The organism is Mycobacterium sp. E802 (genome assembly GCF_001666875.1).
In the GTDB taxonomy this organism is placed as follows: domain Bacteria; phylum Actinomycetota; class Actinomycetes; order Mycobacteriales; family Mycobacteriaceae; genus Mycobacterium.
The window spans coordinates 1-12485 of the sequence record NZ_LZJD01000165.1 but is presented as its reverse complement, the minus strand read 5'-3'; the positions used below and the strand labels follow the sequence as shown (position 1 = coordinate 12485).

The 12485-nt window shown below is 68.4% G+C and carries 12 protein-coding genes and 1 pseudogene; all 13 read left to right on the top strand.

From position 1 onward, the window contains the following. Position 1: 1 nt before the first annotated feature. Positions 2 to 586: a propanediol/glycerol family dehydratase medium subunit gene (locus tag A5699_RS24365; protein WP_067775150.1), complete on the top strand. Its 585-nt coding sequence runs from the start codon at positions 2 to 4 to the stop codon at positions 584 to 586. Beyond that, complete coding sequence (locus A5699_RS24360; RefSeq protein WP_067775147.1) at positions 586 to 2445, top strand: diol dehydratase reactivase subunit alpha; 1860 nt, start codon at positions 586 to 588, stop codon at positions 2443 to 2445. Before A5699_RS24365 ends, A5699_RS24360 begins: the two co-directional genes overlap by 1 nt. 34 nt (positions 2446 to 2479) lie before the next feature. Continuing rightward, a complete protein-coding gene (locus tag A5699_RS24355; RefSeq protein ID WP_067775325.1) occupies positions 2480 to 2794 on the top strand; it encodes a glycerol dehydratase reactivase beta/small subunit family protein in 315 nt (104 codons plus the stop codon). 134 nt (positions 2795 to 2928) lie between these two features. Next, the gene (gene eat, locus A5699_RS24350; protein WP_067775144.1) at positions 2929 to 4344 is read left to right on the top strand and encodes an ethanolamine permease; all 1416 of its coding nucleotides are present in this window, start codon (positions 2929 to 2931) and stop codon (positions 4342 to 4344) included. Then, positions 4341 to 5756: an ethanolamine ammonia-lyase subunit EutB gene (locus tag A5699_RS24345; protein ID WP_067775142.1), complete on the top strand. Its 1416-nt coding sequence runs from the start codon at positions 4341 to 4343 to the stop codon at positions 5754 to 5756. Before eat ends, A5699_RS24345 begins: the two co-directional genes overlap by 4 nt. After that, positions 5753 to 6526 (top strand): ethanolamine ammonia-lyase subunit EutC, encoded by a 774-nt coding sequence (gene eutC, locus A5699_RS24340; protein ID WP_067775139.1) that lies wholly within the window; start codon positions 5753 to 5755, stop codon positions 6524 to 6526. Before A5699_RS24345 ends, eutC begins: the two co-directional genes overlap by 4 nt. Positions 6527 to 6538: 12 nt before the next feature. After that, positions 6539 to 7804, top strand: coding sequence for an HAD family phosphatase (locus tag A5699_RS24335; protein ID WP_067775137.1), 1266 nt, complete (start codon positions 6539 to 6541; stop codon positions 7802 to 7804). A gap of 281 nt (positions 7805 to 8085) precedes the next feature. After that, a complete protein-coding gene (gene rplM, locus A5699_RS24330) occupies positions 8086 to 8529 on the top strand; it encodes a 50S ribosomal protein L13 (RefSeq protein ID WP_067775134.1) in 444 nt (147 codons plus the stop codon). Positions 8530 to 8552: 23 nt separating this feature from the next. Then, complete coding sequence (gene rpsI, locus A5699_RS24325) at positions 8553 to 8996, top strand: 30S ribosomal protein S9 (RefSeq protein WP_142253955.1); 444 nt, start codon at positions 8553 to 8555, stop codon at positions 8994 to 8996. A 285-nt stretch (positions 8997 to 9281) separates the two neighbouring features. After that, positions 9282 to 9752 (top strand): hypothetical protein, encoded by a 471-nt coding sequence (locus tag A5699_RS24320; protein ID WP_067775131.1) that lies wholly within the window; start codon positions 9282 to 9284, stop codon positions 9750 to 9752. 149 nt (positions 9753 to 9901) lie between these two features. Then, entirely contained in the window at positions 9902 to 11242 is a 1341-nt protein-coding gene (gene glmM, locus A5699_RS24315) for a phosphoglucosamine mutase (RefSeq protein WP_067775319.1), read from the top strand. 37 nt (positions 11243 to 11279) lie between these two features. Then, complete coding sequence (locus A5699_RS24310) at positions 11280 to 11585, top strand: type VII secretion target (RefSeq protein WP_067775129.1); 306 nt, start codon at positions 11280 to 11282, stop codon at positions 11583 to 11585. Positions 11586 to 11606: 21 nt separating this feature from the next. Next, positions 11607 to 12485, top strand: a pseudogene (locus A5699_RS24305) (hypothetical protein); the annotation flags it as partial.

The following is a 12485-nucleotide window of genomic DNA, read 5'->3' as shown; positions in this document are numbered from 1 at the left end:
CATGGCGGACAGGACAATCACTTTCACCGGTGAGGGCCCCGCGACTGCCGGAACCCGCTCTGACGAGGTGGTACTGGCGATATCACCGGCCTTTGCCGACTTCTTCAGCCAGACGATCATCGGCCTGTCCCATGCCGACGTGATCCGGCAGATCTTGGCCGGCATCGAGGAGCAGGAGGTGGCGGCCCGGTGTATCCGGGTGCAGCACAGCAGTGACCTCGCGGTCATCGCGCACGCGGCGGCCAGGCTGAGCGGGTCGGGGATCGGTATCGGGATCCTGTCTCGCGGCACGTCGATGATCCACCAGCGTGACCTGCCGCGGTTGTCGAGCCTGGAGCTGTTTCCGCAGAGCCCGCTGATGACTCTGGAGACCTATCGCCAGATCGGGTCGAACGCCGCCCAGTACGCCAAAGGTGAATCGCCCGAGCCGGTTCCGACGCTCAACGATCAAATGGCCCGGCCACGCTGGCAGGCCAAGGCGGCACTGCTGCACCTGAAGGAGACCGAGCAGATCCGTAAGCAGGCCCGGCCTGTCGAGGTGACCCCGCAGTTCGCCGAGCCCACCTCCGAGGCACTGGGGACCTGATGGCGGTGACCGTTGTCGGTGTCGACATCGGCAACTCGACGACCGAGGCGAGCGCCGCGGTCGTCGCATCCGACGGATCGGTGCGCTTCAGCGGCGCCGCGCTGACGCCCACGACGGGTGTCAAGGGCACGCCACGCAATGCCGACGGGGTGGCCCAGGCCGTGCTGCGCGCGTTGGAGGCGGCCGGCACGCGGCTGGCCGAGTTGGACGTCGTCCTGCTGAACGAGGCCACCCCGGTGATCAGCGGCATGGCGATGGAGACCATCACCGAGACGATCATCACCGAGTCGACCATGATCGGCCACGACCCGCGCACACCCGGGGGGCGTGGCCTCGGCGTAGGTGTCACCGTCGCATTCGGAGATCTGGGCCAAACCCCTTGTGACGCCGACGTTATCGTGGTGGTGCCCCGCGACGTCGACTTCGAGGTGGCCGCACGCACGATCAACGCGGCCTCGGCTCGCGGTGCGCGGGTCACCGGGGCGATCCTGGCCAACGACGACGCCGTGCTGGTGGCCAACCGGCTCGACTCGGTGATCCCGGTGATCGACGAGGTGTCCCGCATCGACGCGGTACCGCTGGGCATGTTGGCGGCGGTCGAGGTGGCCGCCCCGGGGATGTCGATCCGGACGCTGTCCAATGCCTATGGCCTGGCGACGATCTTCGGCCTCGACGCGCCGGCGACCAAGGTGGTGTCGCCGGTGGCTCGGGCGTTGACGGGGAACCGCTCGGCGGTCGTGGTGCGCACCCCGGCCGGCGACGTCGCGGACCGCACGATCCCGGCGGGATCGCTCGAGTTGGCCGGTGCACAGAAGCGGGCATCGGTCGACGTATCCCGTGGCGCGCTGGAGATCATGACCGCACTGGAGCGGGTCGCCCCGCTGACCGACGTCGTCGGCGAAGCGGGAACCAACGCCGGGGGAATGATCGCCAACGTGCGCGAGAGCATGGCCGAGCTGTCCGGCCACGCTGTCGCAGACGTCCGGATTCAGGACCTGCTGGCGGTGGATACCTTTGTGCCGCAGGAGGTTCGCGGTGGCGTGGCCGGTGAGGTGGCGCTCGAGAACGCGGTGGCCCTGGCCGCGATGGTGCGGACCAGGGAAAGCGGCATGCGGGCGGTGGCCGAGGAGGTGCGCAACCGGTTGCAGGCGGCCGGGGCCGACGCGGTGCAGGTGGTGGTCGGCGGTGTCGAGGCGGAGATGGCAGTGCTCGGTGCGTTGACGACGCCCGGGACCGAGAAGCCACTCGTGGTGTTGGACCTGGGCGGCGGGTCCACCGATGCCGCGCTGATCGAGGCCGACTCCCGGGTCGAGACCGTGCACCTGGCCGGCGCCGGCGACCTGGTCACCAAGCTGATCGACGCCGAGTTGGGGTTGGACAACCTGGAACTGGCCGAGGACATCAAACGGTTCCCGCTGGGCAAGGCCGAGAGCTTCTTTCATGTGCGGCTCGAGAACGGCACCGTGTCATTTTTCGAGAAGCCATTACCCGCTGCCTCATTCGCCAGGGTGGTGACCCTCGGCGAGTTCGGCATGACCGCGATCCCGACCCGGCACTCGATGGATCGGATCAGGCTGGTGCGGCGCGCGGCCAAGGAACGCGTCTTCGTCGTCAACGCGCTGCGCGCCCTGCGGTCCGTCGCACCCGGGGCGGATCTGCGCCAGATCGGCTTCGTGGTGCTGCTCGGTGGGTGCGCGCTGGACTTCGAGATCCCCGAGCTCATCGCCGACGCCTTGGCCCCGTACGGAATCGTCTGCGGCACCGGCAATGTCCGCGGAACCGAAGGGCCGCGCAATGCCGTCGCCACCGGCCTGGTGGCCTCGCACGCGCGAGCGGTGGGGGCGGGCGTTGACGCGTAGTGGTGGGCGTCCCGACCCTCCCGTGATCGTGGTGATGAGCTCGGGCGAGGGAGAAGTCGAGCGGCAGGTACTGGCCGGCATCGAGGAAGAAGGTGTTCCGTACACCGTGTTGCCGGGCGCTGACGCAGTGTCTGCGCCCGAGTTGGCGCTTCGCGCGGCCCAGCGGTCGCCCTTGCAGGTGGGGGTGGGGGTGACCGCCGTCGGCGAGGTGAGTGTCCGGCACGCAAAATTGGCAGACCCGTTGCCCGAGTTGAGCTCTGGCCGCGGAATCGACGCCGCGGCGGCGCGAATCCTGGGACACAATGCGGCCCGCATCGTCGTGGGTCTTCCGCTCAAACCCGACGATTGACACCGATTTTCGCCGGTTGGGGTAGACAGGGCCGCCGCGGAGGGCAATACTCTTCCATTAAAGGTTGAGTTTTCTACCTTTGGGTCACGCCCACTCGGGCCACGCGAAACACGCGGTACAAAAAGGAGTTTGACATGGCGGGTGTGGAAGAACACCTGGAGAGCGCTGACTATTTGCAGAAACGTCAGCTCAAATCCGGAAGTGCGGGCTGGCTGCTCCTGGCGGGCCTCGGTGTCAGCTACGTCATCTCCGGCGACTTCTCGGGTTGGAACTTCGGCCTCGAGCAGGGCGGCTTCGGCGGTCTGTTGATCGCCGTGGTGATCATCGCCGCGATGTACTTCTGCATGGTGCTCGGGTTGGCCGAGCTGTCCTCGGCGCTGCCCGCGGCCGGCGGCGGCTACACCTTCGCCCGCCGAGCGCTCGGCCCCTGGGGCGGCTTCGCGACCGGCACCGCGATCCTGATCGAATACTCGATCGCCCCGGCGGCCATCGCCACGTTCATCGGCGGCTACGTCGAATCCCTCGGGCTGTTCGGCATCCACAAGGGCTGGTGGATCTACCTGGCGGCGTTCATCATCTTCATCGGCATCCACCTCGCCGGCGTCGGCGAGGCGCTGCGGCTGATGTTCGTCATCACCGCCATCGCGATCCTCGGCCTGGTGATCTTCGCGGTGAGCGCCATCGGCAGCTTCGACGTCGCCAACCTGACCGACATGGCCCCCGACGCGGCAGCGCTCGGATCATCGGCCTTCCTGCCGCACGGCTACCTCGGTATCTGGGCCGCCATCCCGTTCGCCATCTGGTTCTTCCTCGCCGTCGAAGGGGTCCCGCTGGCCGCCGAGGAAACCGCCAACCCGGAGCGCAACGTGCCGCGCGGCATCATCGCCGCGATGACCGTCCTGGTCGTCACCTGCGTGACGGTACTGTTCCTGACCACCGGAGCCGGTGGCGCCGAGGCGATGTCGACCGTGGACGATCCGTTGGTGCAGGCCCTCGGTGGCGACGGCACGGCCGCCAAACTGGTCAACTACATCGGGCTGGCCGGCCTGATCGCCAGCTTCTTCTCGATCATCTACGCCTACTCCCGGCAGACGTTCGCGCTGTCGCGCGCCGGCTACCTGCCCACCTCGCTGTCGGTGACCAACAAGCGCAAGGCCCCGACGCTGGCGCTGATCGTCCCGGGTGTCGTCGCCTTCGCGCTGTCGCTGACCGGCCAGGGTGACCTGATCCTGAACATGGCGGTGTTCGGCGCCGCGCTCAGCTACGTGCTGATGATGGTCAGCCACATCGTGCTGCGGGTCCGCGAACCGGAGATGAACCGGCCGTACCGCACCCCCGGCGGCGTCGTCACCACCGGCTTCGCGTTGATCGTCGCGGTCGTCGCACTCATCGCGACCTTCCTGGTCAACCCGCTGGCCGCGGGTCTGTGTCTCGCGGTGTTCGCGGCGTTCATGCTGTACTTCGCCGTGTACAGCCGCCACCGCCTGGTGGCCAACTCGCCCGATGAGGAGTTCGCGATGCTCGCGGAGGCGGAGAGCGAATTGAAATGAAGTACCACCAGCAGGTTTCGGGGGTGACCTACAGCTTCGACGGGCTCGTCGAGGTGATGGCCAAGGCCACCCCGCTGCGCTCGGGCGATCAGCTCGCCGGCTGCGCGGCCGAGCATGACGGTGAACGCGCCGCGGCCGCCTGGGTGCTCGCCGACCTCCCGCTCGACATCTTCCTCAACGAGGAGCTGGTGGATTACGACACCGACGAGGTGACCCGGCTGATCATGGATAGCCATGACCGCCAAGCCTTTTCGGAGATCTCGCACCTGACCGTCGGTGGCCTGCGTGACTGGCTGATGGATGTCACCGCGCACGACCACAGCGCGCAGCGGCTTTCCGCCGTCGCGCCGGGACTGACCCCGGAGATGGTGGCGGCGGTCAGCAAGATCATGCGCAACCAGGATCTGATCGCGGTGTCGGCCGCCGCGGAGGTGACCGCGGCGTTTCGCACCACCGTCGGCGCGCGCGGCACACTGGCCACCCGGTTGCAGCCCAACCATCCGACCGACGATCCGCGCGGTATCGCCGCGGCGGTGCTCGACGGGCTGTTGCTGGGCTGCGGTGACGCGGTGATCGGGATCAATCCGGCCACCGATTCGCCACAGGCCACCGCCGACCTGCTGTACCTGCTCGACTCGATCCGCACCCGCTACGACATCCCGGCGCAGTCCTGTGTGCTGTCGCATGTCACCACCACGATCGGCCTGGTCGAGGCCGGGGCGCCGGTGGACCTGATCTTCCAGTCGATCGCGGGCACGGAAGGGGCCAACTCGGCGTTCGGGGTGAATCTGCAGCTGTTGCGGGAGGGTCGGGATGCTGCGCGCAGCCTGAACCGCGGCACCGTCGGCGACAACGTCATGTACCTCGAGACGGGGCAGGGCTCGGTACTGAGCTCCGGGACGCACCTGGGTGTCGGCGGCAAGCCGGTGGACCAGCAGACCTTGGAGGCCCGGGCCTACGCGGTGGCTCGCGACCTGCAACCCCTGCTGGTCAACACCGTCGTCGGGTTCATCGGGCCGGAGTACCTCTACGACGGCAAGCAGATCATCCGCGCCGGTCTCGAAGACCACTTCTGCGGCAAGTTGCTCGGGCTGCCGATGGGTGTCGACGTCTGCTACACCAACCACGCCGAGGCCGACCAGAACGACATGGACACACTGCTGACCCTGCTGGCGGCGGCGGGGGTGGCCTTCGTCATCACCGTGCCCGGTGCCGACGACGTGATGCTGGGCTATCAGAGCCTGTCGTTCCACGATGTGCTGACCACCCGGCGCACGCTGGGCCTGCGGCCGGCCGCAGAGTTCGAGGCGTGGCTGCGCCGCGTCGGCATGGTCGACGACACCGGCAAGCTAACCCCGTTCGACCTGGAGCGGTCGGTGCTGCGGTCGCTGACCTCGGCGGAGGGGCGATGAGCTCGAACGAGGTTGCGGTTCAAGAGTTCTGGGACGAGCTGCGCAAGACCACGCAGGCCCGGATCGGTCTCGGCCGGGCCGGTAACGCCTTGCCGACCCGACGGGTGCTGGAACTGTCCGCCGCACATGCCGCGGCCCGCGATGCCGTGCACGTGCCGCTGGACGTGGATCGACTCCGGGAAGCTCTCCTCGATGTGGGCATCGGTGAGCCGACCGTGGTGACCAGTAAGGCCACCTCCCGCGACGAGTATCTGCGCCGGCCCGATTTGGGACGCCAACCCGCCGAGGGCATGTCGGTACCCGACAGCGGCGCCGACATCGGTTTCGTGCTGGCCGACGGGCTGTCGCCGACGGCGCTGGACCGCCACGGTGTGGCGTTGCTGACGGCCCTGGTGGCCGAGCTCAAGGGCCGTCACACCCTGGCTCCGCCGGTGATCGCCACCCAGGCCCGCGTCGCCCTCGGTGATCACATCGGGGCCCAGGCGCACGTCCGGACTCTGCTGGTCATCATCGGGGAGCGCCCCGGCTTGAGCGTCGCCGACAGCCTGGGCATCTATCTCACGCACCTGCCGATGCCCGGCCGCACCGACGCCGATCGCAACTGCATCTCCAACATCCACCCACCCGACGGCCTCGGATATGCCGAAGCCGCCCGGGTGGCGGCCGGCCTGGTCGACGGCGCGCTGGCGCTGGGCCGCTCCGGCGTCGACCTGAAGGACACCTCACGCACCTCGGAGCTCGACCCGACCCGCATGACCCAGCTCAACTGAACAGGAGTCTCGATGACCGTACGTGCCGTCCTGTCTCTGCTCGCCGCGACGACGGTCGCCTTGGCGGGTTGCGGCACCGGCGAGGACTCGGGGGAGTCGTCCGCTGCCGAAGCGCCCGGGTGTCGCACCCTGGTCGACAACCCCGGTTGGTACGGCGACAACCGGGACCGGATCAACGCGATGCTCGCGGAGTTGGGTACCTGCGGCGTGGATGGCTCAGTGGCCGACGGTGCTCCGCTGGCGCTCTTCGACTGGGACAACACCGTGGTCAAAAACGACATCGGTGACGCCACCTTCTTCTGGATGGTGCGCAACGGCAAGTTGCGGGCGCCCGCCGGCGGCGACTGGTCGACCACCAGCCCCTACCTCACCCCGCAGGCCGCCGCGGCACTCGGCAAGGCTTGTGCCGCAACCACTCCGGGCCGGCCGATGCCGACCGGCACCGATCTCGGGTGCGCCGACGAACTGGTGTCGGTGTACACCGAGGGGCAGACGCGGGCCGACGAACCGGCCTTCGCCGGGTTCAACGCCCGCCGGTTCGAGCCGTCGTACGCGTGGGCGGCCCAGATGCTGGCCGGCTGGCCCGAGTCGGAACTGACCGGGTTCGCCGAGGCCGCCCGCAAGGAGAATCTCGCCGCGCCCGAGGGCACCGAGCAGAAGGTCGGCAGCGGTGACGAGACCGGCTGGGTCCGGTACTACCCAGAGATGCGCGACCTGGTGAAAACATTGCGGGCCAACGGTTTCGACGTTCGAATCATCTCCGCCTCGGCCGAGCCGGTGGTGCGGGTGTGGGCGGCCGATCTCGGCTTCACCCCGGACAAGGTGATGGGCGTGCGCACCGAGCGCGACGGCGATGTGCTGACGTCGAAGCTGGTGCCGTGCGGCGGTGAGGTGGCCATCCCGTACATCGAGGGCAAGCGATGCCGGGTCAACGAGGAGGTCTTCGGGATCAAGGGCCCCGCTGCGTTCGAGCAGCAGGCCGAGGCCCAGCGGGCGGCGTTCGGCGCCGGGGACTCCGACACCGACGTCACGTTCCTCACCGATGCCACCGCCTTGCGCCTTGTGCTCAACCGCAACAAGACCGAGCTGATGTGCTCGGCCTACGACAACGCCGACGGTCGTTGGCTGGTGAACCCGATGTTCATCGACCCGAAGAAGAAGCAGGTCGAGGCGTACGAATGCGCGACGGAGGGCTTCATCGAGCCCAGCGGCAGCCAGGCCCCGCTTCGCCGCCCGGACGGCAGTGTGGTGCCTGACCAAAAGGATTCGGTGTCTTAGTTGAATTACACCTAGTTGAATTACACCTAGTGGCGCCGAACGTGAACACGATCGCGAAATTTCTCGACAATCTCGCGACGTGTTCACGTTGGGCACTCCCGATGCCGCCAGGCGCGTTTTGACCTGCGCGGACACCCACCGGTAAGCTGCTCCGTTGGTGTGTGCTGCCCGTGTGGGCGCGGTCCCCGGGTCAACGTCGGTCGCCGGGACATCGTAGAGCGCAGACCTGACCGGCCCCCGGGACATCCTGGGACTCAACCCGAGAAGAAGAGGTAAGCGCTGTGCCTACGTACACGCCGAAGGCGGGTGACACCACGCGTCAGTGGTACGTCATCGACGCCCAAGACGTGGTGCTCGGCCGGCTCGCCGCGGCAGCTGCCAATCTGCTGCGCGGCAAGCACAAGCCGACATTCACGCCGAATGTCGACGGTGGCGACTTCGTCATCGTCATCAACGCCGACAAGATCTCCGTCAGCGGTAACAAGCTGACCAACAAGTTCGCTTACAGCCACTCGGGTTACCCGGGCGGTCTGCGCAAGCGCACCATCGGCGAGCTGCTGCAGAAGCACCCGACCCGCGTCGTCGAGAACGCGATCATCGGCATGCTGCCGCACACCAAGCTCGGTCGGCAGATCCAGAAGAAGCTCAAGGTCTACGCCGGCCCGGATCATCCGCACGCCGCGCAGCAGCCGGTTCCGTACGAGATCAAGCAGGTGGCCCAGTGACCGAGACGATTGAAAACGGTGACGTGGTCGAAACCGTGACCGAGACCGTGGAGCTGGAGCAGCGCGAGCCGGTCATCATCGACCGTCCCATCCAGACCGTCGGCCGCCGCAAGGAGGCCGTGGTGCGGGTGCGCCTGGTGCCCGGCACCGGCCAGTTCAACCTGGACGGCCGCAGCCTGGAGAACTACTTCCCGAACAAGGTGCACCAGCAGCTGATCAAGGCCCCGTTGGTGACCGTCGACCGCCTCGAGCAGTTCGACATCTACGCCCACCTCGATGGTGGCGGCCCCTCGGGTCAGGCCGGCGCCCTGCGCCTGGCGATCGCCCGTGCGCTGATCCTGGTGCAGCCGGAGGACCGGCCCGCACTCAAGCGTGCCGGCTTCCTGACGCGTGACCCGCGTGCCATCGAGCGCAAGAAGTACGGCCTCAAGAAGGCCCGCAAGGCGCCTCAGTACAGCAAGCGCTGATCTGTGCGAGTCATGGCCGCCGGGCATGGGGACAACTCCCATGCCCGGCGGTTTTTTTCGGTCTTTTTCCGGGGTGCCTCAGCAAGCGGCCGCCGACCCCGCCACCAGTGTCGAAAGTGAGCAGGGCGAACCCCAAGGCGGTCCGAACCGGCGACGGGGACCAGGGCGAATTATTAAATTTTGGTTTGAGTACCGCCGAAAGCGTGCAACCCGTGGAGGCGAAGTGGGGGCGCTGTACTGCGCCTGGAACAGACCGAACCGCTTCCCGACTGAGAGGAGTACTGCATGCTTTCGATGAAGAACGACACCCTCAAACGAGTGACGGTAGGGGCCGCTCTGGGAGGGGCGCTCTTCTTCTCGGCCGGTGTGGGGTTGGCCAACGCCGATACCCAGGACGGCAGGGTTGACGTCTCCGTCGGTTCGGCCGGGGTGCTAGAGAATGTCGAGGTCTCCTCGGCCGCGGAGTTGGCGGCCAAGGTGTGCGACACCGATGCCGGCACGGTGACGTCGGCCGCGCAGAAGGTCGATGCCAGCGGCACCGAGCAGAACGTCTGCGACAACACGATCGGAGCCGTGAGCTTCCGTCAGAACGAGGCCGCCCCGGCCCATAGCGGGGCCGCCACCGAGCCGTCGAGCTACACCGAGGGCACGGGTCCCGAGGAGAGCGATACCGCGCCGACCACCACGACGTCGCCCACGACGACGCCGGCGCCCGGTTCCGCCCCGAGCGAGGACACTGACGCCCCGATCGGCTGATCCGATCCGCTGAATCACCGCCCGCATCTGATCCAGGTGCGGGCGGTGATCTGCGTCTGGGGTCACGGGGTCATCTCGATTGAGCCCCGAGATGGTCGCTGACCTCGTCGGTTGTGTTTCTGACGGTCGATTATGAGAAGTTTGAGAGCATGGGTCGACTGTTCGGCACCGATGGGGTGCGCGGGGTCGCCAACCGTGATCTGACTGCCGAGCTGGCGGTTGCGCTCGGTTCGGCGGCGGCGCGGCGACTCGCCAACTCTTCCGGGACCCGCCGCCCGGTGGCGGTCGTCGGACGCGATCCGCGGGCCAGCGGCGAGATGCTGGAAGCCGCGGTGATCGCCGGTATCACCAGCGAGGGCGTCGACGCCCTACGGGTCGGGGTGCTGCCGACCCCGGCGGTGGCCTATCTGACCAGCGCCTACGACGCCGACTTCGGGGTGATGATCTCCGCGTCGCACAACCCGATGCCCGACAACGGCATCAAGATCTTCGGTCCGGGCGGACACAAGCTCGACGACGCCGCTGAGGACCGGATCGAGGAACTCGTGCAGGCGGGTCCCGGGAACCGGCCCACGGGCGCAGGTATCGGCCGGGTGCTCGACGCCGAAGACGCGCTGGACCGCTACCTCCGCCACGCCTCCAAGGCCGTCACCACCCGGCTGGAGGGCATGACTGTCGTGGTCGATTGCGCGCACGGCGCGGCATGGGCCGCCGCGCCGCGGGCTTACCGGGCCGCCGGAGCGAACGTCATCGCGATCAACGCCGAGCCCAACGGCCTCAACATCAACGACGGCTGCGGGTCCACCCATATGGAGACGCTGCAGGCCGCGGTCCTCGAGCACGGCGCCGACCTGGGGCTCGCGCACGACGGCGACGCCGACCGGTGCCTGGCCGTGGACGCCTCCGGTCAGGTGATCGACGGGGACGCGATCATGGTGGTGCTGGCACTGGCGATGCAGGAGGCCGGCGAGCTGGCGTCGAACACGCTCGTGGCCACCGTGATGAGCAATCTCGGGTTGCACCTGGCCATGCGGGCCGCCGGTATCGAGGTTCGCACCACCGGCGTCGGAGACCGTTACGTCCTGGAGGAGCTGCGGGCCGGCGAGTATTCGCTCGGTGGCGAGCAGTCCGGCCACATCGTGTTGCCCGGGCTCGGCACGACCGGTGACGGCATCGTCACGGGCCTGCGCCTGATGTCGCGGATGGCTCAGACCCTCAGCTCGTTGGCCGCGCTCGCCGAGCCGATGCATACCTTGCCGCAGGTCCTCATCAATGTGGCCGTGGCGGACAAGGCAGCGGTGGCCGAGGCGCCGTCCGTGCAGTCGGCGGTCGCCGAGGCCGAGGCCGAACTCGGCGATACCGGCCGAATCCTGTTGCGGCCGTCGGGCACCGAGCAGGTGGTTCGGGTGATGGTCGAAGCGGCCGACGAGAACACGGCCCGGATGGTGGCCGTGCGCGTGGCCGATTCGGTCAGCGGCCAGTCCGCCTGAGGGAACCAGAACGCGTCCGGTTGCGTCTAAACCGGGCATGGGACAACTTGACCTGGCCCGTATTGACGTCGCGGCGGTGCTTGCCGCCGCGCAGCAGTACGACGCGATCGCCGACCTGCTCGAGGGCAACTCCCGGAACCGGTTGAGCTGCCCTGCGTTCGGCGGCGCCACCGCCGGCCGACAGCATGTTGCCCACGGTGAGGCTGTCCGATCCGGCACCCAGGACCTTGCCGACGCCGTGCGGCAGTGGGCCCGAGCAGCCGGTGAGATCGCGGCGATGCTGCGGCTCTGCGCCGACCGGTATGCGGCCACCGACGAGCTGGCCGCGAGCCGGGTGGGCTGAGTGATGTCCCGAAGTGGCGACGTGGCAACGACTTTGGCGCAGGGCATGCCCGCCGTGGACACACTGGCCGAATACGTCTGGGCGGCACACCAGCTCGGCTACCAACACCCCGATCTGACCACCCAGCCCGCCGCGATGTACGACCGGTACTGCGCCGAGGAGGGGCTCGACCTTGGCGCACTCGAGGCCGACCGGGCCGCGCTCACCGCAGCCGCGGCGGTCGCCGAACAAGCGTTGCAGCTGCAGCGCGAGCAGGCCGACGCGCTCGCCGCGGCCTGGCAGGGCGGCGGGGCGGCAGCCTCGCACACCTTTCTGACGGGCCACGCCACCGCGTCCGAGCAGCTGGTCACGGCGTTGCGGACCGCGGCCGAGGCGCTCGGCACGCTTGGCGATCGATTGTGGCGGGCGGTCGACGACAAGGTCTCGGCTGCCATCGAGATAGAGCAACGGTGCGCCTCGCACCGCGACGTCTGGTTGGCTGCGGCCCGGACGGTGCGCAGCGGGGTGGGGCAGCGCGATACGGCCGCCGAACTCGTCGACCAACAGGTCAGGCCGTTTGTTGCCGAGCATGTCGGCGGTGATTGGCTGACCGCGATGCGCGCCGGAACCGCCGCGGTGGCCGACGCGTACGAGGATGCGCTCAGCGCGATCCGGGCCGCGCCGCTGCCTGTGTTCGCGGTTCCCGGGCAGCTGGGGCCGACAAGCGGAGGGCGGCTCGACACTGCGGGCGTTCCGTCGTATTACCCACCAGCACAAACTGTTTCGGCGGTACCCGCCTCCGCGCCTGCGTATGCCGCACCGGCTGCCGCGCCGGCGTCGGTGTCTGCACCGGGAAGCCCCGCACCCCAACCACCGGTTCCAGATCCGGTGGGCGGCATCGGTGCCGACGCCCCCGTCACC

What these genes read in the sequence shown, in the direction of transcription:
- A5699_RS24345 (WP_067775142.1), top strand. Translation starts at nt 4,341, where the DNA reads ATGAAGTACCACCAGCAGGTTTCGGGGGTGACCTACAGCTTCGACGGG.
- eat (WP_067775144.1), top strand. Translation starts at nt 2,929, where the DNA reads ATGGCGGGTGTGGAAGAACACCTGGAGAGCGCTGACTATTTGCAGAAA.
- A5699_RS24320 (WP_067775131.1), top strand. Translation starts at nt 9,282, where the DNA reads ATGCTTTCGATGAAGAACGACACCCTCAAACGAGTGACGGTAGGGGCC.
- A5699_RS24310 (WP_067775129.1), top strand. Translation starts at nt 11,280, where the DNA reads ATGGGACAACTTGACCTGGCCCGTATTGACGTCGCGGCGGTGCTTGCC.
- A5699_RS24335 (WP_067775137.1), top strand. Translation starts at nt 6,539, where the DNA reads ATGACCGTACGTGCCGTCCTGTCTCTGCTCGCCGCGACGACGGTCGCC.
- A5699_RS24355 (WP_067775325.1), top strand. Translation starts at nt 2,480, where the DNA reads ATGAGCTCGGGCGAGGGAGAAGTCGAGCGGCAGGTACTGGCCGGCATC.
- eutC (WP_067775139.1), top strand. Translation starts at nt 5,753, where the DNA reads ATGAGCTCGAACGAGGTTGCGGTTCAAGAGTTCTGGGACGAGCTGCGC.
- glmM (WP_067775319.1), top strand. Translation starts at nt 9,902, where the DNA reads ATGGGTCGACTGTTCGGCACCGATGGGGTGCGCGGGGTCGCCAACCGT.
- A5699_RS24365 (WP_067775150.1), top strand. Translation starts at nt 2, where the DNA reads ATGGCGGACAGGACAATCACTTTCACCGGTGAGGGCCCCGCGACTGCC.
- A5699_RS24360 (WP_067775147.1), top strand. Translation starts at nt 586, where the DNA reads ATGGCGGTGACCGTTGTCGGTGTCGACATCGGCAACTCGACGACCGAG.